Source organism: Priestia sp. Y58, assembly GCF_029522095.1.
Lineage (GTDB): Bacteria > Bacillota > Bacilli > Bacillales > Bacillaceae_H > Priestia > Priestia megaterium_E.
Window position 1 is genome coordinate 384,885 of sequence record NZ_JAKWFL010000001.1, and the last position, 23,141, is coordinate 408,025.

Below are 23,141 nucleotides of genomic sequence, written 5' to 3' on the forward strand. Positions count from 1 at the left end.
TGAAATAAGTGAGTGGCTTCTCTCGCACGCACATTATCGAGAGATGGCGGATCTAACAAACTCTCTTGCTTCTAAATCTACTTCTTTAATAGTAGATAAACAAGGTTTCTGTATTACAGTATGTTCATTCATTGCTTTTTCAATCACATCTTCAATTTGTAAAAATGTAATGTGACCATCTAAAAAGGCTTGAACAGCTTCTTCATTAGCTGCGTTTAAAACAGTCGGAAGTGTTCCACCCGCTTTGCCAGCCTCAAATGCAAAAGCTAAACAGCGAAAACGCTCTTCATCCATTTTAGCGAAGTGAAGCTGGCCAATATCCGCCAAACTTAAACGCTTGGTGTTAGGCAAAGACATGCGTTTTGGATACGTTAATGCGTATTGGATTGGCACGCGCATATCAGGCGTTCCAAGCTGAGCAATAACGCTTGTATCCGAATACTCTACCATAGAATGAATGATGCTTTCCTTATGTAACAATACATCAATTTTCTCATAGGGAAGATCAAAAAGCCAATGTGCTTCAATCACTTCTAATCCCTTATTCATCATCGTTGCCGAATCAATTGTAATTTTAGCTCCCATCGACCAGTTTGGATGATTTAATGCATCTTCAACCGTTACTCCCTGTAGTTCTGCTCTCGTTTTATCTCGAAAGCTTCCTCCAGAAGCCGTTAAAATTAAACGGTCTATTGCTTTTTGATCTTGCCCTTGCAAACTTTGAAAAATAGCTGAGTGCTCACTGTCTACCGGTAAAATATCAGCGCCATATTCCTTGGCTGCTTCCATAACAAGGTGACCAGCAGTAACAAGTGTCTCCTTATTTGCAATAGCAATCGTTTTTCTCATTTTGATTGCTTCTAGCGTAGGAGTCAACCCTACACTTCCAAGAACAGCATTTACTAAAACTTCTGTGGATGGATGAGTTGCCACTTCCACAAGTCCTTCTTCTCCATAAACAAATCGAATAGAAGGGAATTCTGCTTGCAGTGACAGACAATCTTCTTTCTTCATCACAGAAACAAGGGCTGGCTTACACTGCTGAATAATCTTTCTTGCTTCATTAATATTTCGACCTACAGAGATTGCTGAGAGCTCAAAATGCTCAGGATGCGCTCGAACAATATCAACGGTTTGAGTACCGATTGAACCTGTAGCTCCTAACAAGGAAATTTTCTTCAAGTATATTCACTCCTATTAAAACAAAGACATCTTTTTTATAGAGATAATAAAAAAGCTAAAATTGGCATGATGAACATCAAACTGTCAAAACGGTCTAAAATCCCACCATGACCGGGTAAAATCTTCCCTGAATCTTTTACGCCATAGTGGCGTTTGAACGCTGATTGTACAAGATCACCCATCTGTCCAAATAACGATACGATAATACCAATTGCAAGTAGTTCAATCATAGTTTGATCAATATTTGCTAACAGCTTAAATACAATGGCTACTACAATAGCGCATACGACGCCACCAACAAAACCTTCAATTGTTTTATTGGGACTGATTTCCGGCCATAGCTTTCGTTTCCCCATTGCTCGTCCAATAAAATAAGCTCCCGAATCCGTCGCCCAAATAATAAGAAAAGCAAAGAACAAATAAGCTAATCCGAACTCTTGACGAACCTCGATAAAATAATGAAAGCCAAAGCCAACATATACTGTCGTTAATAAAATAAACCCAACGTCATCGAAGGTAAATTTATTTTTAACTACAACCGTGTACATTAATAAAAGAAGGACAGCAGCAAGCGCTACTTCTATCTTATGTTCACTTAAGAATTGAAATGCAACATCTCTTCCATTTGGTAGTAAAAACACCCAGGTTAGCAATAAACTAATGATACTTGGAAAAGACATTGCTTTCAAATGTTTCATTTTTAAAAGCTCAATTACACCAACTGTTCCGATTACATACATGATAAGGGTAAAAGGTAACCCTCCAATTAAAACAATCGGCACAAATACCGCAAGTGCTACAATCGCGGTGATAATGCGCTGTTTCATCTTGTTTTCCACACCTTCTTATACACCACCAAAGCGGCGACCACGCTTTTGAAACGCCTCGACTGCTTCGATTAAATGATTTTCTTTAAAATCTGGCCATAATACTTCTGTAAACCAAAACTCTGTGTAAGCTAGCTGCCAAAGCATAAAATTACTTAAGCGAAGCTCACCGCTTGTACGAATAAGCAAATCCGGATCTGGAAGGCTTTTGCTCATTAAATAGGAAGAAAATAAATTTTCTGAAATAGAAGAGGAAGCTACTTTTCCCTGTTCTACATCTTCCACCAATGACTGAATAGCACCCATGATTTCGTGACGGCTACCGTAATTGAGCGCGAAGTTTAAAATCAGCCCTGTGTTATGCTTTGTTTTTTCAATTGCGTTATCCACGGCTCGAATCGTATGGGCAGGGAGCTCACTTTTATCCCCCATAATACGAACTTGCACATTTTTTTCAATTAGCTCAGGCAGAAAGGTTGTTAAAAATTCCTCTGGCAGTTTCATTAAAAACTCGACTTCAATTTTGGGGCGCTTCCAATTTTCAGTGGAAAATGCATATAAAGTTAATACTTTAACACCTAATTCATTGGCCAATCTGGTCACATGACGCACTACCTTCATTCCTTCATGATGGCCCATCATGCGAGGAAGAGCTCGTTTTTGCGCCCAACGACCGTTCCCATCCATAATAATTGCAATATGTTCAGGAACAGGGTGCTGTTTCACTTGATCTTTTCGTTCTGACAAAGACAGTGTATTTAAATCTTGACTTTTCTTCCATGCTTGAAATTTTCTTAACATGCAAAGGTCCCCCGTTGTACGCTCTCACATAAACGTGTGGCTTATGTGAGTTTTTTCTTACTACACATTATTAACAAAAAAACCCCCTGTAAACAATAGAGGGTCTTTTACAATATATTTTACCTTGAAATGACTTAAACCGCCATAATTTCTTCTTCTTTATCTTTCGCCACTTTATCCACTTTTACGATATGATCATCTGTTAGTTTTTGAATGTCATCACTGTAGCCGCGTAAATCGTCTTCAGTAATTTCACCTTTTTTCTCTAACTTTTTGAAATCATCGTTTGCATCACGGCGTACGTTACGAACCGCAACTTTTGCTTCTTCAGCATATTTTTTCACCATTTTCACTAACTCACGACGACGTTCTTCCGTTAAAGCAGGAATCGATAAACGGATAATCGTTCCATCGCTTGTAGGTGTTAACCCTAAGTCAGATTTTAAAATAGCTTTTTCAACTTCACCAATTTGTGATTTGTCATAAGGCTGAATAACAAGCATACGAGCTTCAGGCACGCTTACTTGCGCCAATTGGTTAATTGGTGTTGGTGCACCGTAGTATTCTACCGTTACGCGGTCAAGAAGTGACGCGCTTGCACGTCCAGCACGAATTGATGCTAGTTCGCGGCTAAATGATTGAATTGCTTTTTCCATTCTTTCTTTTGCGTTTTGCAACACTTGTTTTGGCATGTTTATTTCCCCTTTACAATTGTTCCAATGTTTTCGCCTGTAACGGCACGTTTAATATTGCCTTCTTCCGTAATTGAAAAAACAATTAGCGGAATATCGTTGTCCATACATAATGAAGAAGCTGTAGAATCCATAACAGCTAGTCCATCTTTTAAAACATCAATATACGTTAATGTTTCGTATTTTACAGCATCAGGTACAAGCTTAGGATCTGCATTATAAACGCCATCTACGTTGTTTTTAGCCATTAAGATCACGTCAGCTTCGATTTCAGCTGCACGCAAAGCTGCTGTTGTATCTGTAGAGAAATAAGGGTTTCCTGTACCCGCGGCGAAAATAACAACGCGTTTTTTCTCAAGATGACGAACAGCTTTTCTTCTAATATAAGGCTCTGCTACTTGTCTCATCTCGATAGAAGTCTGAACTCGTGTTTGCACACCAATGTTCTCTAAGCTATCTTGAAGAGCCAAAGAGTTCATTACTGTTGCTAGCATTCCCATATAATCAGCAGCGGCACGATCCATACCCATTTCACTGCCAATTTTACCACGCCAAATGTTTCCACCACCAACGACTACAGCAATTTCCACACCTAATTCATAAACGGCTTTTACTTGTTCAGCAACAGATTTGATGATGGATGGGTTAATACCAAAACCCTCTTCACCAGCTAATGCTTCTCCACTTAACTTTAATACGATACGATTATATTTTGCTTGACTCATGCTTACCTCCATCGTTAACGGTGAGATCTCTTTTGTAAAAAAGGGAACACACAGTGTTCCCTATACGGTCAAACCCTTACTTTTTAACTTGGTTCATTACTTCTTCAGCGAAGTTGTCTTGACGTTTCTCAATACCTTCTCCTACTTCAAAACGAACGAAGCTTTCAACAGTAGCGCCTTTGCTCTCAACGAACTGACGTACTTTTTGATCAGGATTTTTAACAAATGTTTGATCTAGTAAGCAAATATCTTCGAAGAATTTGCCAAGGCGACCTTCAACCATTTTTGCAACGATTTTTTCTGGTTTGCCTTCGTTTAATGCTTGTTGAGTTAATACTTCGCGCTCGCGCTCAGTTTCTTCAGCAGAAACTTGATCACGAGAGATGTATTTAGGGTTGATTGCAGCAATGTGCATAGCAACGTCTTTTGCAACAGCTTCTTCAGTTGTACCAGATAATACTGTTAACACACCGATACGTCCGCCAGCATGTAGGTAAGCACCGAATGCATCAGCATCAGTTTTTGTTGCTACAGCGAAACGACGTAGAGATAATTTTTCTCCGATTGTAGCGATTGCAGAGTTGATGTGTTCTTCAACAGTTGCACCGTTTTCCATTTTTTGAGTAGCAGCTTCAGCAGCGTCAGCTGGTTTGTTAGCTAAGATGTGAGCAGCTAATTCTTTTGTTAACTTTTGGAAACCTTCGTTTTTCGCAACGAAATCAGTTTCAGAGTTAACTTCTAAGATAACAGCTTCGTTACCTTGAGTTTCGATGTAAGTTAGACCTTCAGCAGCAATACGGTCTGATTTTTTAGCAGCTTTTGCAATACCTTTTTCACGTAAGAAATCGATTGCTTGCTCCATATCACCGTTAGTTTCAGTTAACGCTTTTTTACAATCCATCATACCAGCGCCAGTTTTTTCACGTAATTCTTTTACCATTTGAGCAGTAATTGCCATAATGTGTAGCCTCCTTGTTTGGGTATGTAATTAATGTATATAAATGGGTTAAATCTTTTCAAAAAAAGGTGATAAAAGGCTATTCCCTCTTATCACCTTTCACGGAATTAAGCAGTAGTTGTTTCAGTTTCAACTGCTGTTTCTTCACCTTGTTTAGCTTCTAGAATAGCATCAGCAACTTTAGAAGTTAAAAGTTTAACAGCACGAATTGCATCATCGTTTGCAGGGATTACATAATCAATTTCGTCTGGATCACAGTTAGTGTCTACGATACCAACGATTGGAATGTGTAATTTTTTAGCTTCCGCTACTGCAATACGCTCTTTACGAGGGTCAATGATGAATAATGCATCTGGAAGTTGTTTCATATCTTTAATGCCGCCTAAGAATTTTTCAAGACGCTCTAACTCTTTTTTAAGTTGAACTACTTCTTTCTTAGGTAGTACTTCAAAAGTACCGTCTTCTTGCATTTTTTCGATATCTTTTAAACGTTTGATACGTTTTTGGATAGTTGAGAAGTTAGTTAATGTACCACCTAACCAACGTTGGTTAACAAAGTACATACCAGCGCGAGCTGCTTCTTCTTTAACAGAATCTTGAGCTTGTTTTTTCGTACCTACGAATAAAACAGTACCGCCGTCTGCAGCTAATTCTTTAACGAATTTGTACGCTTCTTCTACTTTCTTAACTGTTTTTTGAAGATCGATAATGTAGATGCCGTTACGCTCAGTGAAGATGTATTTCTTCATCTTTGGGTTCCAACGGCGAGTTTGGTGACCGAAATGTACACCAGCTTCTAGTAATTGTTTCATTGAAATTACTGACATGTGTTTTTCCTCCTAATGGTTTTAAGTCTCCTCCGCTTATTTCATCTTCAGCCGAAACTACAAAAAGTAGCACCATCAACCGAATCAACAAGCGTGTGTAATAACACCAAAAACAAATATAGCACACTCCTTTTTCACAAGCAAGCGTTTCATTAAGTTTATTGATGAAATTTCAATAATAATTCGATTTCAGTTTTCCCTCTGTGTAAATGTTTTGCAATTTCTTCAATTGTTAAACCTTTTCTTTTTAAATAAACGGAAAATTCTTTTATCTCTTCACCTGACAAATCTTGAATTTGGTCTGTAGTTAATTCGTCAAAAGATGTGCGTATATGTTTCTGATTTTCTTCTATAGAAAGAAGTTCATGCAGCGACTGGGAAGGCTCACTTTTTAGATCTACCCTTTGAACAAGCATGTCTTCTTCATCTACCAAAGGTGATTTTACGCTGCTTTTTTCTACTTCCGAAGAAAGCGAAGTGGAACGCTCTCGAAGCTGACTTAAAAACTGCTCGTTTTGTTCCTGAAATTCAGCGAGATAGGAGCTCATCGCAGCTTCCATTTTATTGATATTTTGCTGGTGCAAGCGTTCAATTCTTTTCACTTTGGTCACTTGCATATATAAAAGAATAATGCAAAACAGTGATAGACCATGAATTAAAAAACTAACTGTGAGTAAAAACCCCATTCTTTTACCTCTTTGCTAAATTATTTTACTTAAACTCGTACGCATTTTAAACAGCGCTTTCGAATGAATTTGAGAAATACGTGAAGTAGATAGCCCTAACAGCTGTGCGATCTCTGTGAAAGTCAGCTCTTCTTTATAGAATAATGAAACAACGAGCTGTTCTTTCTCATTTAGCTGCTCGATAACTTCAGCAAGCTCTTGATATCGTTCGTCGTTAATTAGCTCCTCTTCAGGAGAGAGCATTTTTTCATCTTTAATCGTATATTTTTGTTCTCCATCTTCATACTCTTTTGGCTGTTCTTCCATTGACAAAACGTTAGCTAAGAAGCCTTCATTCATCGTATGAACGACATCTGCTTCTGCCATGCCTACTTCTTTTGCAACTTCACTTGGTGCAACTCTACGCAAGTATCTTTGTTCAAGTGCTTCCGTTGCTTGCTCAATTCTTTTCGTCTTTTCCCTTGCGCTTCTTGATAGCCAATCTTCTTTACGAAGTCCATCTATTATCGCCCCTCGAATTCGAAAAGACGCATATGTATCAAACTTCAAGTCTCTACCGTAATCAAACTTTTCCAACGCATCGTAAAGGCCGACTAACCCTAAACTACGAAGCTCTTCTTTATGAATATTTTTAGGCAGCCCTACACTAATCCGCTGAACATGATAGTTAACAAGCGGCATATACTTTTTCACAAGCATGTTTCCCGCATGTGAGTCTCTCGTCTCTATCCATTCCTGCCAAATTTTATGTTCTTCAACTTCTTGTATACTTTTCAAGGGTCTTTCAACTCCTTTTTATAGCGCTATTAAACGGTAACGGTCAGGGCACGCTTTATATCGTTTTTATCCCTTCGTTAATCGTGCGAACCTTTAAAATAGCCGTTTGAGGATCAAATTCAATTGTGCGTCCGTTGTGTCCTCCTATAGCTTTTGCTGCAATTTCTACACTGTTTCTATGCAGCTCTTTCTCTACTGCTTGAACATTTCGAAGGCCAATTCGCATGACATCATTTCTTGGTTCAAATTGAAACATCTGCGCGCCTCCTGCTATTTTTGCTTTCAACAATTTTCTATGTGCGCCTTGTTTAATCAACATATTTATCAAATCAAAAATGGCTGTATCTGCATATTTAGCTCTATTAAAAGGACATTTGGACCCGCTTGAATCCGGAAGCATTACATGAGCGAGCCCAGCTACCGAGTGAACAGAGTCATAAACGACAACTCCTACACATGATCCTAATCCCGCTGTTCGAAGCACTGCGGGTGCATGTGTAACATTCATCTCGGCAATTCCTACCTTAATCACTTGTTTATCATCTCTCACAATTCTTCAACTCCTAGAAACTTCAGCGTGATATCCATTATTCGCTTGGCTCACTGGAGGTGGTCTTCTAAAGAGAGAACTTTAGGTAAATTTAGAAGAACAATTAAACGGCTATCTACTTTAACAACTCCGTTCAAGTATTCTACAGCTGTTCCTTCAACTGTTTCAGGCACTGAAGCAATCGTTTTTTCATCAATGTCTACTACATCATTTGCCGCATCCACAATCAAACCTGCTTCTACATCATTAAGACGAACCATAATAATACGTGTCAGCTCATGGTTAAGCTGTTCTTGCAAGTTAAAACGAGTGCGCAAATCAATAATCGGTGTAATAACACCGCGAAGATTAATAACACCTTTTACATATTCTTTTACTCCAGGAACGCGTGTTATGTGCTGAATCTTTTCAATCGATTGCACTTCTTCTACTGAAATTCCGTACTCCTCGTCCCCCAATTGAAACACAATAATTTTCATGCCTTTCTCCCTTTCTTTTTACAGCATTTGTTATTTGATCAAAGCGTTGCAATCAATGATAAGTGCTACTTGTCCATCGCCTAAAATCGTGGCTCCTGAAATAGCAAATACACCCGGCAGATAATGACCTAAAGATTTTAAAACGATTTCCTGCTGACCGATAAAAGAATCAACAATTAGCCCGGCGGTCTTTTCTCCTTTTTTCACAATAACGACGGAATAATGATCTCTTTGTACCGAGTTAGGCACAGTAAATAGTTCTTTTAAATCAATAAGAGGAATAATGGCTCCTCGAAAGTCAATAACCTTTTGACCGTGTACATGCATGACCTCTTTCGGCTGAACAATAGCTGTTTCAATAATCGAAGAAAGCGGTAAGGCATAGCGCTCTTCACTCATTTGCACGAGTAAAGCAGAAATGATAGACAGAGTGAGCGGCAGTTGAATAGAAAAACGCGAACCGTATCCTTCGTTAGAATCGATCGTTACAGAACCCCCTAGCGATTCAATCGTGTTTTTCACGACATCTAGACCTACTCCTCGTCCGGAAACATCTGAAATTTGTTCAGCCGTCGAAAAGCCCGAAGCGAAAATGAGCTCGTACACTTGTTTATCCGTCAGCGTTTCAGCTGTTTTCTCATCAATAATTCCTCGATCTAACGCTTTTTGCAGTACCTTTTCACGATTGATGCCCGCCCCGTCATCTTCTAAATCAATAAAGACATGATTTCCGCTATGATAAGCTTTAAGGCGAATCGTTCCCTTTTCATTCTTTCCGCTCTCTAAGCGTGCTTGAGGCATTTCAATTCCGTGGTCAACGGCATTTCTTAATAAGTGAACAAGCGGATCTCCAATTTCATCAATGACAGTCCGGTCCAGCTCTGTATCAGCTCCGACAATTTGAAGTTCAATTTGTTTCCCTAAATCTTTTGAAAGCTGTCTCACCATACGGGGAAAACGATTAAAAACGGTTTCTACAGGCACCATACGCATATTTAAAATAATCGTTTGCAAATCTCCAGAAATACGAGACATCCGCTCTACCGTTTCGTCTAATTCGCTATTATTCAATTCTTTTGATATTTGTTCTAACCTGCCTCTATCAATAACTAGTTCTTCAAACAAGTTCATGAGGCTGTCCAAACGGTCAATATTAACTCGAATCGTCTTGTTATTTGAGGGCTGTCTTTTCTCTTCAACAGGCGATTTAGAAGGTGCTGATACAGTAACTTCCTGTATGGCTGCTGCTACTTCTGGTGAAACAAACTCCTCCATTTTTGTCTCCTTTTTTACGGGGACCGCAGCAATGTTCACGCTTTCTACTTCAGAGACTTCCATAATGCTTGTTTGCAGCTTTTCTTGCGATTCGTTTGTTACTAATACAACGATAAAAGATGATTCAAATTTTTCTTGTTCGATATCTTGAACAGTTGGCGCTGACTTAATGACGTCTCCTGCTTGCTCTAACACATCAAATATCATATACGCACGCGCAGCTTTTAACAGACAGGTGCGTTCAAGCTGTACGGTTATTTCAAACGCGTTAAACCCTTGGTCTGCGGTTTGACTCAGCAATGTTTGTTCAAACTCATCATATTCAATAGAAAAAGTCGCAGGCTGTTCTACGGGTTCCTCTGCTACAATACGCTGCAGCTTTTGAACAAGTAATTTGACATCAAGCCGACCATCACCGCCTTGTGAAATGGATTGAACCATTATTTCTAGCGCATCGACTGATTCAAACAAAGCATCAAGAACTTCCGTATGAACGTCGAGTTGGTGATTTCGAACAGCATCTAACACGTTTTCCATTTTGTGAGTTAATTGTGCTAAATCATCAAATCCCATTGTTGCAGACATACCTTTTAACGTATGAGCAGACCGAAAAATTTCATTTACATAGCCAAGATCATCGGTATTTTTTTCAAAACGCATTAGCTGGTCATTAACGTTTTGAAGATGTTCTTTGCTTTCTTCAATAAACACTTCTAGATATTGATTCATATCCATCGTAACTTCCCCTCCTATTTCTGTGCGTAGCGAGAAATAAAGCTTCCAACGTTTCGCAGCGGTTCAATATAATCAACAAGTTTTGTAGAAACGGCTGATTTGGGCATCCCATAAATGACAGCTGTTTCTTCAGATTCAGCTAATATAAGCGCGTCTTTATTTTTCTTTAAATCAATAACGCCTTCCGTTCCATCCGCTCCCATTCCCGTCAACACAATGGCAAGTTTTTGATAACCTGAAATTTTACTAATCGACTGAAACAAACGATCCACTGAGGGGCGATGTCCTTTTACAGGTGAAGAAGTGTCTAAACAAATGCTGAGCTGCCCCTTGTTCTCTACAACCGTCATATGAAAACCCCCAGGCGCAATATACGCACATCCTGAGCGAACGATTTCATTGTCTTTTGCTTCTTTCACTTCAATATCAGACAGCTGATTTAATCTAGCTGCTAATGATTTTGTAAAATTTGGCGGCATATGCTGCACAATAAAAATAGGTGCGTTTATGTCTTTTGAAACAGTTGATAATACTTCTTGCAGTGCACGCGGTCCTCCAGTAGAAGTGCCAATACAAATCATTTTGTTCACTTTCGCTTGTGTCGGGAGGTTATATACACTGCTGTTTTGCGCGTGCTGATGACTGCTTGAAGATATGTTGGCTTTACTAGCAAGCAATAGTTTAGAGATAAGCTCATCTTTCACTTTATGTAAGTCCAGCGAAATAGCTCCCGAAGGTTTAGCAACAAAATCAACTGCGCCGTACTGCATAGCGGTCAGCGTATTTTCAGCGCCTTCTATTGTTGTACTCGATAACATGACAACAGGAAGAGGCTTCACGCGCATGAGCTGTTTTAACATATCTAAGCCATTCATTTTGGGCATTTCAATATCAAGTGTCACAATGTCCGGGGATAGCTCGATTGCTTTTTTTAATCCTTCTTCACCGTTGCGTGCTGTACCCACAACGTGAAACCGATTGTCGCCTGCTAAAAAATCGCCAATCAGCTTTCGCATAAATGCAGAATCATCTACAATAAGCACCTTTATTTCATTCACTCTACTTTCCTACCTTTCAAGAAAAAATCGTTTGAGGCGCCGAATAAACATTCCTTGTGTGTTAGTGGCTGTCCTATCGTCTTGTGGAACAAGAATATTTACCATATCCACCAGTGATGTACTAGCTTTAGATTTTGGGTCTTGAAGAAAAAAAGGGATTTGACGATTAACTGCCTTTTGGACAGCTTGATCATCTGGGACAATACCTAATAGAGAAATAGATACGTTCAAAAACTGCTGAACAGCTCGATTAAATCGTTCATACGTCTCATTTCCTTCTTTGTCAGAAAGCGTTTTGTTAATAATAAGACGAATCGGTGCGGATACAGAGTAGGAAGCTGCTAGTTTAATAGCAGCGTAGGCATCTGTTATAGCTGTAGGTTCTGGTGTTGTGACCACGATCATTTCATCTACAGCTTTTAAAAACTTAAGCACACTCTCTGACATGCCCGCTCCCATATCAAAAATCATATAATCATATTGATTTGTTAACGAATTCAATTCTTTTATTAAATGAGCAAGGTCTGATGGAGACCATTCAAATACAGAGGAAATTCCTGTTCCACCAGCCACATAAGCTAAATTTTGAGGACCTTTTTTAATAATTTGCTGGATGGAAAGCTTTTTTTCCATCAAATCAACCATCGTATATGAAGCAGTTTGACCAATCAGAATATCAATATTTCCCATCCCTATATCCATGTCAAAAAGAAGAACTCTTTGCTTTTGCTTCGTTAGCGCAAGAGATAAGTTTAATGATAGATTCGACTTTCCAACTCCTCCTTTTCCGCTTAACACGGCTATCGTTTTACAATTCCTTAAAGAGTTTTGATGTTTCTTTAACACTTTTTCTCTTAAAACTGCTGCTTGATCATTCATCTTTCCAATCTCCAAACACATCGTCGATAAACTCTTCTATTTTAAATGACGAAACATCTTCTGGTACATCCTGCCCGTTTGTTGTAAAAGCAGCTCGTTGGCCGTAACGATACAACATATTTAAAAGCGAGCCTTTGTGAGTTGTTTCATCTCGCTTCGTAAAAATCAGTTGATCAACAGGGAGACTAGCAAAACGTTCATATATAACTTTCATATCTGATGCTTTTGACGTTAGTGCTAGAACAAGAAACGTTTGCAAATCTTCTTGAAACGTAATAATTTTCTTTAAATCATGTACATATTGCGGTTCTAAAAAGTTACGGCCTGCCGTGTCAATAAAAATCACATCGTACGCTTCTGTTTCTAGCAAAGCTTTTTTAAAATCTGCTCCGTTATAACAAATCGTTAAAGGAGCATTCAAGATCGAAGCGTACGTCTTGAGCTGCTCAATCGCTGAAATTCTATACGTGTCAGTTGTAATAAATGCTATTTTTTGATTGTGTTCCAGGACACACTTTGCGGCCAATTTAGCAAGAGTTGTTGTTTTACCGACACCTGTTGGTCCTACTACACTTACATATTTTTTGAAAGGACCGCTCCATTCACTTGCTTTAAACTGATTGACAAACCAGCTCTTCGTCCACTCCATCAGTTGGTTTGAGTTAGAGCGATGTAAGTAGTAGTACTCTAGCATAGGAGCCTCTACGCTTTTTAAAATAGCTTCGTCTATTTCTTGCAACCGCAAATAGGCAAGCACATCCTCCACTGCTTTTGGATATGAACCTGAGGAAACCTTTGGCATTTGATTCATTTGTGAGACAAGAGTATTTAACTCACTGAGCTGCTGCTTCATAAAAGATTGATTATCTTCCATACTGGATTCTGGCGGAAATGAGTTCTTCTTTACGCCCAGCTTTTCTACGGAATCGACAGCTGCCAATACTTCTATTTTTGCCTTAGTAAATAAGCCAAGAAACCCTCCTGTTCGAATTTGTTTTGAATGTAAAATAACCGCTTCCTCACCTAAATCTGAACGAATGGCTTTCATAGCTTGCGGCATAGATGCTACTACGTATTTTTTTACTTTCATCAGATATCCACCACTCCAACACTTTGAACTTCAACATTTGCTTCTAGCTCGTTATATGATAAAACCGCCATATGGGGAAAATACCGCTCAGTGATTTGGCGCACGTACATCCTCACCGCAGGAGAACATAACACAATTGGAGACTGTTCTTGAAAAGAAAGTGTTTCTGTTTGCTTGGCTATACTTTCTACGATAGCTTGTGAAACGTTAGGGTCTAGTGATAAATAATTCCCATGCTCCGTTTGTTGAACAGATTCCGCCATCGTTTTTTCAACTTTTCCTGAAAGGGTAAGAACTCGAAGCAGACCTTCTTGGACCGTATATTGACTGGTAATTTGTCTTGCGAGCCCTTGCCGGACATATTCAGTTAACAAATCGGTGTCTGACGTCATTTTTCCGTAGTCGGCCAGCACCTCAAAAATAATGGGTAAATTTCGAATTGAGACGCTTTCTTTTAAAAGCTTTGCCAGTACCCTTTGAATGTCTCCAACGGAAAGAGGATTAGGCGTTACTTCCTCAATTAAAATAGGATACGTTTCTTTTGTGTGATCGATTAGTTGTTTTGTCTCCTGCCTTCCAATCAGCTCATGCGCATACGATTTTATAACTTCTGTTATATGCGTAGACACAACCGACGGTGGGTCAACAACGGTATACCCGAACATCTCAGCCTGCTCCTTCACCGACTCACTAATCCATTTTGCAGGCATCTTAAAAGCTGGCTCTAACGTATCAATTCCTTCAATCAAATCATCATCCATTCCCGGACTGATTGCTAAGTAATGATCGAGCAGAATCTCCCCTTTTGCCACTTCATTGCCCTTTATTTTAAGACAGTATTCGTTGGGCTGAAGCTGGATGTTATCCCTGATGCGAACAACTGGAATGACTAATCCTAGCTCAAGTGCCAGCTGACGTCTAATCATAACAATCCGATCGAGCAAATCGCCTCCTTGATTCGTATCAGCAAGCGGAATTAATGCATAACCAAATTCAAATTCAATCGGATCAACGCTTAATAAATTGACAACACTCTCCGGACTTTTCATTTCATTGTCTTCCATCTCTTCTTCAGTAGGTGCCATTTCTTCACGAACCGCCTGATGCTTAGCCCGAGACAAATAATAGCCTCCCACTCCTAACAAAATAGCAATAGGCATTGTAATAACATCATTAATTGGCGTAATTAAACCTAGAGCCGCAATCGTTCCTCCAGTGACATAAAGCATAACTGGAAAAGCAAACAGCTGCTGTGTAATATCTTCGCTCAAATTGCCTGTTGAAGCAGCTCTAGTGACGATAATACCTGTCGCTGTTGAAATCATAAGGGCTGGAATTTGACTCACTAACCCATCGCCTACTGTTAACAAAGTAAAGGTTTGGGATGCTTCAGTGATGGACATTCCCATTTGCAGCATGCCGATAACAATCCCAAACAAGATATTAATAAGGGTGATGACAATCCCTGCAATGGCGTCACCTTTGACGAATTTACTAGCTCCATCCATTGCTCCGTAAAAATCTGCTTCGCGCTGAATTTTTTCACGGCGGTCAATTGCTTGCTTTTCTGAAATCATACCTGCATTTAAATCTGCATCAATACTCATTTGTTTACCCGGCATCGCATCCAAGGTAAAGCGGGCAGCTACTTCAGAAACACGCTCCGCTCCTTTTGTAATAACGAGAAACTGAATGATAATTAAAATAATGAAGACAACAAAGCCGACTAACGGGTTTCCTCCAATAACGAAGTGGCCAAATGTTTCCACCACTCCGCCTGCTTCTCCTGTTCCTAAGATTGAACGTGTTGTCGATACATTCAAACCTAATCGAAATAGCGTAAGAACCAGCAGCAAAGACGGAAATACCGATAGCTCTAAAGGTTCTTTCATATTCATGGAAACGAGCAGTACAAGCAGCGCAAGAGAAATGTTAATCATGATTAAAATACTTAATAACCATGAAGGCAACGGAATAACAAGCATAACGATAATGAGTACAACACCTATAACAACTGGCAGTTCTCTTGCAGACATTAATTTTTCTCTCCTTACAATAGCGTAACGTTACATTTTATTTTGAATGCGGTATACGTAAGCTAATATTTCAGCCACCGCTTTAAAAAACTCTTCGGGTACTGCATCCCCTACTTTGGTTTGGTCAAAAAGTGCTCTTGCCAGCGGGCGGTTCTCTACCATGATGATTTCATGGCTTTTGGCAATTCCTTTAATCTTTTGAGCAATAAAGTCTACGCCGCTGGCTACAACATAGGGAGCATCCATTTTTTCTTCATCATATTTTAAAGCAATGGCATAATGAGTAGGGTTTGTAATGATGACATCTGCTTTTGGAACTTCTTGCATCATGCGAGACATTGCCATTTCCCGCTGCTTTCGCTTTATTTTTGACTTGATTAGAGGATCCCCTTCAATGTTTTTATGCTCATCTTTGATATCTTGCTTTGACATTCGAATATTTTTCTCGAAATCAAACTTTTGGTACAAATAATCAAGCAGCGATAAAAATAAAAGCATAAGCGAGGCTGCAAGTCCCATTTGAAAAACAAGCTTAGATAGAACAACCAGCGAGTCCCCTATACTTTTTTGAGATAAATTTAATACATCTTCTATGTGAATCCATAAGATAAAAAACGTGACGGCTCCGATACATATAATTTTCAGCGTTGACTTGATTAGTTCTACCAGCGCTCTCATGGCAAAAATCCGTTTGGCTCCGCTAATAGGGTTAATCTTTTCTAACTTAGGCTGAAGAGCCTCCGTGGAAAAAAGAATACCAACCTGCATATAATTCGCTCCGAGCGCAGCAATAAAAGCTGCGAGCATAACAGGACCTGCTGCAAGGGCTACTGAAGGAAGAAGGTACTTAAACATCGCAAATACGCGCTCTGCCGTCACTTCCTCAAGCATATACGTTTGAAAAGCTTCTCTTAACAACTTCATCATTTGCTGTAAAAACTGTTTGGCTCCAAACAAAAAATAAAGAAAAACCATTAAAAGGATGAGCGCTGTTGTAACATCTTGACTTTTAGCTACCTGTCCTTTTTTTCTAGAGTCTTGCTTTTTTTTAGGTGTAGCTTTTTCCGTTTTTTCTCCCGCAAAAAATTGCAAATCAACTTTTACTAAAAACAAAGCTACACCCCTCCTAATATGCGGATCATCGCGCGCATCGCTTCTATCATTTGTTCAAATATGATTTGCATCATATAAAACATGCTCCCCATCACGACAATCAGCAAAATAAAGGCAACAATAATTTTTACCGGAAACCCCACTACGAAAATATTTAACTGCGGAACGGTTCTTGCGACAATTCCAAGCGCGATATCGACTAAAAATAATGAACCTACCAAAGGCAAAGACATTTGAACAGCTACTAAAAACATCGATGAGAAAACGGTTATGATGTGTGTAGCAAATGCTTGGCTTCCCACAGGGAAAGCTACTTTGTCTAACGGAATAATTAAATAACTATTATAGATGCCGTCTATTAATAAATGATGTCCATTGGTCGATAATAAAAATAGAAGAGCAAATACATATAAATATTGACCTAGTATCGGGCTTTGCGCACCTGTCTGCGGATCTATTACGTTGGCAATCGCAAATCCAATTTGAAAATCGATAAGACCTCCGGCAATTTGAATAGCCATAATAAATACATAAGCGGTCAAACCAATAAACAAGCCAACAGCGCATTCTTTTACTACTAAAAGTACAAACTGTGCGTCTAACGAAACGACAGGTAAATCAATCGTTGTCGCAATAATGACGGATAGCGAGGCAGACAAACCTACCTTATGAACTGCGGGAATCGTTTTGTATGAAAATAGCGGAACCGTGATAAAAAAAGACGTTACCCGCACTAGCACTAGTAAAAACGCGGGATAGGATAAGATCAACTGACTCATAGCTACCCTACGTACCGATACAGATTTGAAAAAATTTCATATGTAAATGAAATCATTTTTGATAACATCCACGGACCAAAAAATACAATCCCTACTAAGACCGCTACAATCTTAGGAACAAAAGCAAGAGTTTGCTCTTGAATTTGGGTAGTTGCTTGAAAAATACTAATAATGAGCCCAACTACAAGGGCCAGCAGCAATAAAGGGCCAGATACAATTAGGATTGTATACACGCCTTTTTCTGCTAACGAAATGACAAATTCTCCATTCATTGTCTATCACCTATTGAAAACTTATTAATAATGATTTAACAACTAAATTCCAGCCGTCAACCAGTACAAATAGTAAAATTTTAAACGGGAGCGAAATCATAACGGGAGGAAGCATCATCATTCCCATAGACATCAGCACGCTTGCTATAATCATATCGATAATGAGAAAAGGAATAAAAATCATAAATCCAATTTGAAATGCTGTCTTTAGCTCACTGATTGCATAAGCCGGAACGAGCGCAGTTAAGGGAATATCTTGAACAGAGGATGGTTTATCTATATCCGCATATTCTAAAAAAAGAGCTAAATCTTTTTGTCTTGTATGAGCACTCATAAATTCTTTCATTGGTTCAGCTGCTTTTTCATAGGCTTGATTCAGCGTGATTTTTTCTTTTAAAAGCGGCTGAAGCGCCTGTTCATTTACCTGAGAAAAAGTGGGTGCCATAATAAAAAACGTTAAAAACAGCGATAATCCAACTAATACTTGGTTAGGAGGCATTTGCTGTGTCCCGAGCGATGTACGTACAAACGAAAGCACAATGACAATACGTGTAAAGCAGGTCATCATAATTAAAATTCCAGGAGCTACTGAAAACACCGTCAGCAGCAACAAAAGCTGGACAGACGTTGAAACATTTGTAGGACTGCTCGAGTTAAAGAGATTCATCACTTCATTCATCGTTCTTTTTGTTCCTTTCTAACTCTTTCAGTACGTTTTGCCTTTTTGTTTTCATTTCATTCATTTCTCGCTGAAAAAGCTGTTGAAAAGAATGACTAGATTTCTCTTCTTTTTTAGAAGTTAATTTTTCTAAAAAGGACGGTGGTACCACTTTGTATTCGCCTTCGTTTCTTTGTTGTTCCTCATACTGCGTGAGCAGCTGCTGTTTCTCCTGCCCCGTAATTTCTGAAAGAAGCTGCACGTTTTCGCCGACTCCAATGACAAAAAGCTGTTCTCCAACTTTTACCACTTGCACCGACTTGCTGCTTCCCACATTTGTACCGCCTAAGTTTTGTACTACTTTATTCTTTTGAAGCATTTTTCCTTTTTTATTTACAAATTTTAAGAGCGCAAAAAGCAGCCCAATTACAAGTAAAAACGCGAATATCATCTTCATAATATCTCCAGCTGAGAGCGTAGGCGTCCCCTGGAGTGCAGTTTTTTCTTTTGAATCAGCACTCTCATTCTCTGAACACTTCTCCGTTTTTTCCAAACATTCTTTTACCGATGCAGATCCACTTTCTGCATAGACGATTTGATTTGATCCTGCTAATACGCTTATTAACAGCGCAGCAATTACGAACTTTCGCAGCAATGCCTGCCACCTCTTACTTCAACATAGTGTAAGATTAGCGGGAAAGCCCCGCCAATCTGCTGTTTATCCAATTGCTTTTGAAATTGCCTCTAATACACGATCTGCTTGAAAAGGCTTAACGATAAAATCTTTTGCCCCTGCTTGAATCGCATCAATCACCATTGCCTGCTGGCCCATGGCTGAACACATAATCACCTTAGCATCACTTTTTATGCTTTTAATTTCTTTTAAGGCCGTAATTCCATCCATTTCAGGCATCGTAATATCCATTGTGACAAGATCTGGTGCATGCTCTTTAAATAACTCCACAGCCTGCTGACCGTCTGCCGCTTCCGCTACTACTTCATATCCATTTTTCGTTAAAATATCTTTGATCATCATGCGCATGAATGCAGCATCATCTACAATTAAAATTCGGTTTCCCATCTCTACTCCTCCTAAAAATCATTACTTTAGTTTGTTAATACGGTCTCTTTGACTAATAATATCGGTTACGCGAACGCCAAAATTCTCGTCAATGACGACCACTTCACCTTTTGCTATTAATTTGCTATTAATCAAGATATCTACTGGTTCGCCTGCTAGTTTATCAAGTTCAATGATTGCACCAGAAGATAATGCTAAAATCTCTTGAACCGTTCGCTTAGTTCTTCCAAGCTCCACGGTAACTTGAAGCGGGATATCAAGCAGCATGTCTAAATTTCGTGAATCCCCTTGAGGAGAAGACACGTGCTCGAACTCTGAAAACGATGCGGGCTGAATATCAACTGGTACATGAACAGATTCTACCTGCTGTGTTTCTTCATGCTGTACGTATTCAGCTGACGGCGGTTCTGTTTGCTTTTCGTTAAAATCTGATTCTTTTTCAATAGAAGCTGCCGTATCTTCTGCGCTTGGAACTAAAAGCTCTTCCACCAAGCTTTTGGCAAAAGATATCGATAAAAGCTGCATAATATTCGAATCGATTAATGTGCCTACCTTCAAATTAAAAGAGACTTTTACAAAGACGTCATCTTGGGGAATAAGCTCTGTGCCTTCCCCTTTTTGAATATTTAAAATATCTAAGCTCGGCGGAGAGATATCAATTTTCTTTTGAAATACCGTGGACATAGACGTCGCTGCAGAACCCATCATTTGATTCATCGCTTCCTGCACTGCACTCAGCTTAATTTCATCCATGATTTCCGTCGGATTCTCACCCGTTCCACCAAGCATCAAATCTGAAATAACAGCTGCATCTTCATGTTTAATAACTAACAAATTCGTACCAGAAAAGCCTTCTGTATACTGAACTTGCACAGCGACATGAGGATTTGGAAATTCATCCGTCAGCTCTTCTTTATATACGAGCGATACAAACGGTGTGGTAATATCGACTTTTTGATTCAATAAAGCCGATAGCGCTGTTGCTGAACTGCCAAACGAAATATTTCCAATTTCGCCAAGCGCGTCTTTTTCCATTTCCGTAAAGTAATCATCTACTTGACTTGACTTATTCGGCTCTGAAAACTCGTCAAGTGAAGAAGTTCCTTTTAACAACGCATCAATTTCATCTTGCGAAAGCATGTCATCGTTCATTCCTTTCGTTCCTCCTCTTAACATCATCTAGAATTTGCACAGCGACTTTCCGACTGACTTTTCCAGGCTGTGCAATAAATTTAGGTTGTTCTCCGACGTAAATAGTTAACGGATTATGAACGCTTGTTTGCAGTCGAATAACATCTCCCGCATCTAATGCTAGGAAATCTTCAATTGAAATATCCGCTTTTCCTAGCTCGGCTACAACCTGCAATTCCGCATCATTGATTCGTTCCTTTAGCTGCTCAACCTCTTGTACGTTAGGTTCTTTTTTCGAAGATTGCATCCAGTAATGAACGGACAGTTTGGACACAATCGGCTCAAGCGTCACGTGCGGAATACATAGATTGATCATGCCCGTTTCATCTCCAATTTGTACGTTTAATGAAATGACGATGACAATTTCATTTGGTGAAATTACCTGCAAAAACTGAGGATTCACTTCAAACTCTGATGTTTCAGGTTCAATTTCCGCAATAGAACTCCAAGCTTCTCTCATACTGTCTAACGTTTTCTCTAACAAGTTTCGAACCAAGCTCGTTTCAATCTCCGTTAAGTTACTAATTTTCCCACCGCTCTCGCCTTGTCCCCCGAGCAAGCGGTCAAGCATCGCATAGGCAATGTTCGGATTGACTTCCATAATGATATGCCCTTCTAAAGGAGGGACGGCTATCACGTTTAAGATGGTTACTTTCGGAACAGAGCGAATGAACTCCTCATACGGAATTTGATCCACTGATACAACAGACACTTGTACAACGTTACGAAGCTGCGCCGAAAAGACGTTGATTAACATGCGCGCATAATTTTCATGAATTCGCGTCAAACTGCGAATCTGATCTTTTGAAAAACGCAGGGCGCGTTTAAAATCATATGTACGAATACGCTGTTTTTTATTTTCCTTTTTTAGCTCATCCGCATCCATCTCTCCGGTTGATAACGCGGATAATAGGGCGTCAATTTCATTTTGTGATAATACATCCCCTGCCACTAGCTTCCCTCCCTTTTTCTTTACTGCAACACTTTAGACGTTGTATAAATTTTAACAACATGTCCGTTTTCCATTAATTGATCAATTTGCTTTGCAATATCTGTTTCTAACGTGCTGAGTCCTTGCGTTCCTTCAAAATCTTGAGCACTCATATCTGAGAGCCTTTTGATAATAATGTCTCTTACTTGAAAGTCTCTTTTTTGAAGCTCTCCCGCTGCTTTTTTGCTATCCATTTGAATTTTAAAAGAGATGCTGATGTAATTATTGCTTTTTAAATTGGTTTTGATATCCGTTACATCTACAGAAGCTTTAATCACATCGTCGATAGATGGACCTTTTTCAGTACCTGCCTGCTCCGTGTACTTTAACGTCACAATAACCGCAATGCTTCCTATTAAAGTAAGAGAAAGCAGGATAATAATCATCTTACTAATTAGCTTATTTTTGAACACACTTTATTCCTCCGTCGTTTGCTGCAGCCCTAATACGTTAATTCGCTGATAATAACGCGTTACTTTCTCATTCACTTCTTCAACCGAATCCTTTACCACCAGCTTTTTATTATTCGTTAGCGTAATCGTCGTATCAGGAAATGCCTCAACCTGCTCGATGTAAAGAGCATTTAACGTAAATGTTTTGCCGTTTAGCCTTGTTAAAGTGATCATAATCAACCGGAGTAATACCTACTCCTTCCTCCCGCCTATCGTTTTAGATTCACTAATTCTTGCAGTATTTCATCGGATGTTGTAATAATCCTTGTGTTCGCTTGAAATCCGCGCTGTGCAACAATCATGTCCGTGAATTCTTCCGATAAATCAACGTTGGACATTTCAAGGGCGCTTGAAATTAAAGTTCCCGTACCGCTGTTTCCAGGAGTAATGTTTGCAGGAGTTGTAACCAGACCAGCATTTGGAGTATTAGCGAACAAATTTCCTCCTGCTTTTTGAAGCCCTTCATTATTAGCGAATTTTGCAAGCTTGATAGTCTGAGGATTCGGAAGCATAGTTCCGTTTAGACCAACAATATTAACGGTCCCATTTGCCCCAATACTGTAGCTTTTAGCTGTAGTTGGATCAATTTTAATTCTTCCATTGTCATTAGTACTAGTAGATTTCACAAACAACCCATCACCTGTCACAAGGTAACCATCTTTATCTAAATAGAAGTTCCCCGCTCTTGTGTAATAGTCTGATGTTCCATCATTTACAACAAAATAGCCGTCACCAGAAATAGCTAAATCTAGCGGACGTCCCGTTGACTGAATGCTTCCTGATGTTTGAACTGTATCAATTGTGCCAATTTGCGAACCTAATCCGACTTGTTTAGCGTTAACACCTCCACGGTTCCCAGCCGGTCCTGTTGCTCCTGCTACCTGCTGACTTACTAAATCTTGAAACGTTGTACGTCCTTTTTTATAGCCGTATGTATTAACATTGGCAATATTATTTCCTAGGACATCTAATTTAGTTTGAAAATTTTTCATGCCGCTGATTCCTGAATACATCGAACGTAACATAA

Annotated in this window: 27 protein-coding genes; all 27 read right to left on the reverse strand. The window is 39.3% G+C overall.

Features of this window, described 5'->3' with window-relative positions; translation table 11 throughout:
* Window positions 1–33 precede the first annotated feature (33 nt).
* A complete protein-coding gene (dxr, locus tag MMB68_RS02040) occupies window positions 34–1,182 on the reverse strand; it encodes a 1-deoxy-D-xylulose-5-phosphate reductoisomerase (protein WP_013058844.1) in 1,149 nt (382 codons plus the stop codon).
* A 35-nt stretch (window positions 1,183–1,217) separates the two neighbouring features.
* Window positions 1,218–2,009, reverse strand: a complete 792-nt coding sequence (locus MMB68_RS02045; protein ID WP_277548117.1) for a phosphatidate cytidylyltransferase — start codon at window positions 2,007–2,009, stop codon at window positions 1,218–1,220.
* Window positions 2,010–2,027: 18 nt separating this feature from the next.
* Entirely contained in the window at window positions 2,028–2,810 is a 783-nt protein-coding gene (locus tag MMB68_RS02050; RefSeq protein ID WP_025750295.1) for an isoprenyl transferase, read from the reverse strand.
* 134 nt (window positions 2,811–2,944) lie between these two features.
* Complete coding sequence (frr, locus tag MMB68_RS02055; RefSeq protein ID WP_013058847.1) at window positions 2,945–3,502, reverse strand: ribosome recycling factor; 558 nt, start codon at window positions 3,500–3,502, stop codon at window positions 2,945–2,947.
* A gap of 2 nt (window positions 3,503–3,504) precedes the next feature.
* Window positions 3,505–4,227 carry a UMP kinase gene (gene pyrH, locus MMB68_RS02060; RefSeq protein ID WP_013058848.1) on the reverse strand — a complete coding sequence of 241 codons (723 nt, stop codon included), beginning with the start codon at window positions 4,225–4,227 and terminating at the stop codon, window positions 3,505–3,507.
* Between the two features lie 76 nt (window positions 4,228–4,303).
* On the reverse strand, window positions 4,304–5,185 hold the full coding sequence (gene tsf / locus MMB68_RS02065) for a translation elongation factor Ts (protein ID WP_013058849.1): 882 nt from the start codon (window positions 5,183–5,185) through the stop codon (window positions 4,304–4,306).
* Window positions 5,186–5,292: 107 nt separating this feature from the next.
* Complete coding sequence (rpsB, locus tag MMB68_RS02070; RefSeq protein WP_013058850.1) at window positions 5,293–6,012, reverse strand: 30S ribosomal protein S2; 720 nt, start codon at window positions 6,010–6,012, stop codon at window positions 5,293–5,295.
* Between the two features lie 158 nt (window positions 6,013–6,170).
* Window positions 6,171–6,698, reverse strand: a complete 528-nt coding sequence (locus tag MMB68_RS02075; RefSeq protein WP_140451697.1) for a hypothetical protein — start codon at window positions 6,696–6,698, stop codon at window positions 6,171–6,173.
* 15 nt (window positions 6,699–6,713) lie between these two features.
* Window positions 6,714–7,475 (reverse strand): FliA/WhiG family RNA polymerase sigma factor, encoded by a 762-nt coding sequence (locus MMB68_RS02080; protein ID WP_221784444.1) that lies wholly within the window; start codon window positions 7,473–7,475, stop codon window positions 6,714–6,716.
* 55 nt (window positions 7,476–7,530) lie between these two features.
* Window positions 7,531–8,025, reverse strand: a complete 495-nt coding sequence (locus MMB68_RS02085) for a chemotaxis protein CheD (RefSeq protein WP_277447177.1) — start codon at window positions 8,023–8,025, stop codon at window positions 7,531–7,533.
* Window positions 8,026–8,075: 50 nt separating this feature from the next.
* Window positions 8,076–8,504, reverse strand: coding sequence for a chemotaxis protein CheW (locus tag MMB68_RS02090; RefSeq protein ID WP_014458457.1), 429 nt, complete (start codon window positions 8,502–8,504; stop codon window positions 8,076–8,078).
* Window positions 8,505–8,534: 30 nt separating this feature from the next.
* Window positions 8,535–10,514 (reverse strand): chemotaxis protein CheA, encoded by a 1,980-nt coding sequence (locus tag MMB68_RS02095; protein ID WP_221784445.1) that lies wholly within the window; start codon window positions 10,512–10,514, stop codon window positions 8,535–8,537.
* A 14-nt stretch (window positions 10,515–10,528) separates the two neighbouring features.
* Window positions 10,529–11,572, reverse strand: coding sequence for a protein-glutamate methylesterase/protein-glutamine glutaminase (locus tag MMB68_RS02100; RefSeq protein WP_221784446.1), 1,044 nt, complete (start codon window positions 11,570–11,572; stop codon window positions 10,529–10,531).
* 9 nt (window positions 11,573–11,581) lie between these two features.
* A complete protein-coding gene (locus MMB68_RS02105) occupies window positions 11,582–12,451 on the reverse strand; it encodes a MinD/ParA family protein (protein ID WP_221784447.1) in 870 nt (289 codons plus the stop codon).
* Window positions 12,444–13,541, reverse strand: coding sequence for a flagellar biosynthesis GTPase FlhF (gene flhF / locus MMB68_RS02110; protein ID WP_221784448.1), 1,098 nt, complete (start codon window positions 13,539–13,541; stop codon window positions 12,444–12,446). Before flhF ends, MMB68_RS02105 begins: the two co-directional genes overlap by 8 nt.
* A complete protein-coding gene (gene flhA, locus MMB68_RS02115) occupies window positions 13,541–15,577 on the reverse strand; it encodes a flagellar biosynthesis protein FlhA (protein ID WP_221784449.1) in 2,037 nt (678 codons plus the stop codon). Before flhA ends, flhF begins: the two co-directional genes overlap by 1 nt.
* 30 nt (window positions 15,578–15,607) lie before the next feature.
* On the reverse strand, window positions 15,608–16,690 hold the full coding sequence (flhB, locus tag MMB68_RS02120; protein WP_221784450.1) for a flagellar biosynthesis protein FlhB: 1,083 nt from the start codon (window positions 16,688–16,690) through the stop codon (window positions 15,608–15,610).
* 2 nt (window positions 16,691–16,692) lie between these two features.
* Window positions 16,693–17,469 carry a flagellar biosynthetic protein FliR gene (gene fliR / locus MMB68_RS02125; RefSeq protein ID WP_028411419.1) on the reverse strand — a complete coding sequence of 259 codons (777 nt, stop codon included), beginning with the start codon at window positions 17,467–17,469 and terminating at the stop codon, window positions 16,693–16,695.
* 2 nt (window positions 17,470–17,471) lie between these two features.
* Window positions 17,472–17,741: a flagellar biosynthesis protein FliQ gene (gene fliQ / locus MMB68_RS02130; RefSeq protein WP_016765390.1), complete on the reverse strand. Its 270-nt coding sequence runs from the start codon at window positions 17,739–17,741 to the stop codon at window positions 17,472–17,474.
* Between the two features lie 10 nt (window positions 17,742–17,751).
* The gene (gene fliP, locus MMB68_RS02135; RefSeq protein ID WP_221784451.1) at window positions 17,752–18,420 is read right to left on the reverse strand and encodes a flagellar type III secretion system pore protein FliP; all 669 of its coding nucleotides are present in this window, start codon (window positions 18,418–18,420) and stop codon (window positions 17,752–17,754) included.
* Window positions 18,413–19,054: a flagellar biosynthetic protein FliO gene (locus MMB68_RS02140; RefSeq protein WP_221784452.1), complete on the reverse strand. Its 642-nt coding sequence runs from the start codon at window positions 19,052–19,054 to the stop codon at window positions 18,413–18,415. Before MMB68_RS02140 ends, fliP begins: the two co-directional genes overlap by 8 nt.
* Window positions 19,055–19,117: 63 nt before the next feature.
* A complete protein-coding gene (locus MMB68_RS02145) occupies window positions 19,118–19,480 on the reverse strand; it encodes a response regulator (protein ID WP_028410821.1) in 363 nt (120 codons plus the stop codon).
* A 21-nt stretch (window positions 19,481–19,501) separates the two neighbouring features.
* Window positions 19,502–20,632 (reverse strand): flagellar motor switch phosphatase FliY, encoded by a 1,131-nt coding sequence (fliY, locus tag MMB68_RS02150; RefSeq protein ID WP_260506718.1) that lies wholly within the window; start codon window positions 20,630–20,632, stop codon window positions 19,502–19,504.
* The gene (fliM, locus tag MMB68_RS02155; RefSeq protein ID WP_221784454.1) at window positions 20,622–21,623 is read right to left on the reverse strand and encodes a flagellar motor switch protein FliM; all 1,002 of its coding nucleotides are present in this window, start codon (window positions 21,621–21,623) and stop codon (window positions 20,622–20,624) included. The genes fliY and fliM overlap by 11 nt, the downstream gene beginning before the upstream one ends.
* A gap of 20 nt (window positions 21,624–21,643) precedes the next feature.
* Window positions 21,644–22,075, reverse strand: coding sequence for a flagellar basal body-associated protein FliL (gene fliL / locus MMB68_RS02160; protein WP_064472084.1), 432 nt, complete (start codon window positions 22,073–22,075; stop codon window positions 21,644–21,646).
* A gap of 3 nt (window positions 22,076–22,078) precedes the next feature.
* The gene (locus MMB68_RS02165) at window positions 22,079–22,288 is read right to left on the reverse strand and encodes a flagellar FlbD family protein (RefSeq protein WP_098399876.1); all 210 of its coding nucleotides are present in this window, start codon (window positions 22,286–22,288) and stop codon (window positions 22,079–22,081) included.
* A 35-nt stretch (window positions 22,289–22,323) separates the two neighbouring features.
* Window positions 22,324–23,139, reverse strand: coding sequence for a flagellar basal body rod protein FlgG (gene flgG / locus MMB68_RS02170; protein WP_064472085.1), 816 nt, complete (start codon window positions 23,137–23,139; stop codon window positions 22,324–22,326).
* Between the last annotated feature and the right edge of the window lie 2 nt (window positions 23,140–23,141).

Coding starts and splice junctions, on each gene's coding strand:
- MMB68_RS02045 (WP_277548117.1), bottom strand. CDS start 2,009: ATGAAACAGCGCATTATCACCGCGATTGTAGCACTTGCGGTATTTGTG.
- MMB68_RS02050 (WP_025750295.1), bottom strand. CDS start 2,810: ATGTTAAGAAAATTTCAAGCATGGAAGAAAAGTCAAGATTTAAATACA.
- frr (WP_013058847.1), bottom strand. CDS start 3,502: ATGCCAAAACAAGTGTTGCAAAACGCAAAAGAAAGAATGGAAAAAGCA.
- pyrH (WP_013058848.1), bottom strand. CDS start 4,227: ATGAGTCAAGCAAAATATAATCGTATCGTATTAAAGTTAAGTGGAGAA.
- tsf (WP_013058849.1), bottom strand. CDS start 5,185: ATGGCAATTACTGCTCAAATGGTAAAAGAATTACGTGAAAAAACTGGC.
- rpsB (WP_013058850.1), bottom strand. CDS start 6,012: ATGTCAGTAATTTCAATGAAACAATTACTAGAAGCTGGTGTACATTTC.
- MMB68_RS02075 (WP_140451697.1), bottom strand. CDS start 6,698: ATGGGGTTTTTACTCACAGTTAGTTTTTTAATTCATGGTCTATCACTG.
- MMB68_RS02090 (WP_014458457.1), bottom strand. CDS start 8,504: ATGAAAATTATTGTGTTTCAATTGGGGGACGAGGAGTACGGAATTTCA.
- MMB68_RS02095 (WP_221784445.1), bottom strand. CDS start 10,514: ATGGATATGAATCAATATCTAGAAGTGTTTATTGAAGAAAGCAAAGAA.
- MMB68_RS02105 (WP_221784447.1), bottom strand. CDS start 12,451: ATGAATGATCAAGCAGCAGTTTTAAGAGAAAAAGTGTTAAAGAAACAT.
- flhF (WP_221784448.1), bottom strand. CDS start 13,541: ATGAAAGTAAAAAAATACGTAGTAGCATCTATGCCGCAAGCTATGAAA.
- flhA (WP_221784449.1), bottom strand. CDS start 15,577: ATGTCTGCAAGAGAACTGCCAGTTGTTATAGGTGTTGTACTCATTATC.
- fliR (WP_028411419.1), bottom strand. CDS start 17,469: ATGAGTCAGTTGATCTTATCCTATCCCGCGTTTTTACTAGTGCTAGTG.
- fliQ (WP_016765390.1), bottom strand. CDS start 17,741: ATGAATGGAGAATTTGTCATTTCGTTAGCAGAAAAAGGCGTGTATACA.
- fliP (WP_221784451.1), bottom strand. CDS start 18,420: ATGAATGAAGTGATGAATCTCTTTAACTCGAGCAGTCCTACAAATGTT.
- MMB68_RS02145 (WP_028410821.1), bottom strand. CDS start 19,480: ATGGGAAACCGAATTTTAATTGTAGATGATGCTGCATTCATGCGCATG.
- fliY (WP_260506718.1), bottom strand. CDS start 20,632: ATGAACGATGACATGCTTTCGCAAGATGAAATTGATGCGTTGTTAAAA.
- MMB68_RS02165 (WP_098399876.1), bottom strand. CDS start 22,288: ATGATCACTTTAACAAGGCTAAACGGCAAAACATTTACGTTAAATGCT.
- flgG (WP_064472085.1), bottom strand. CDS start 23,139: ATGTTACGTTCGATGTATTCAGGAATCAGCGGCATGAAAAATTTTCAA.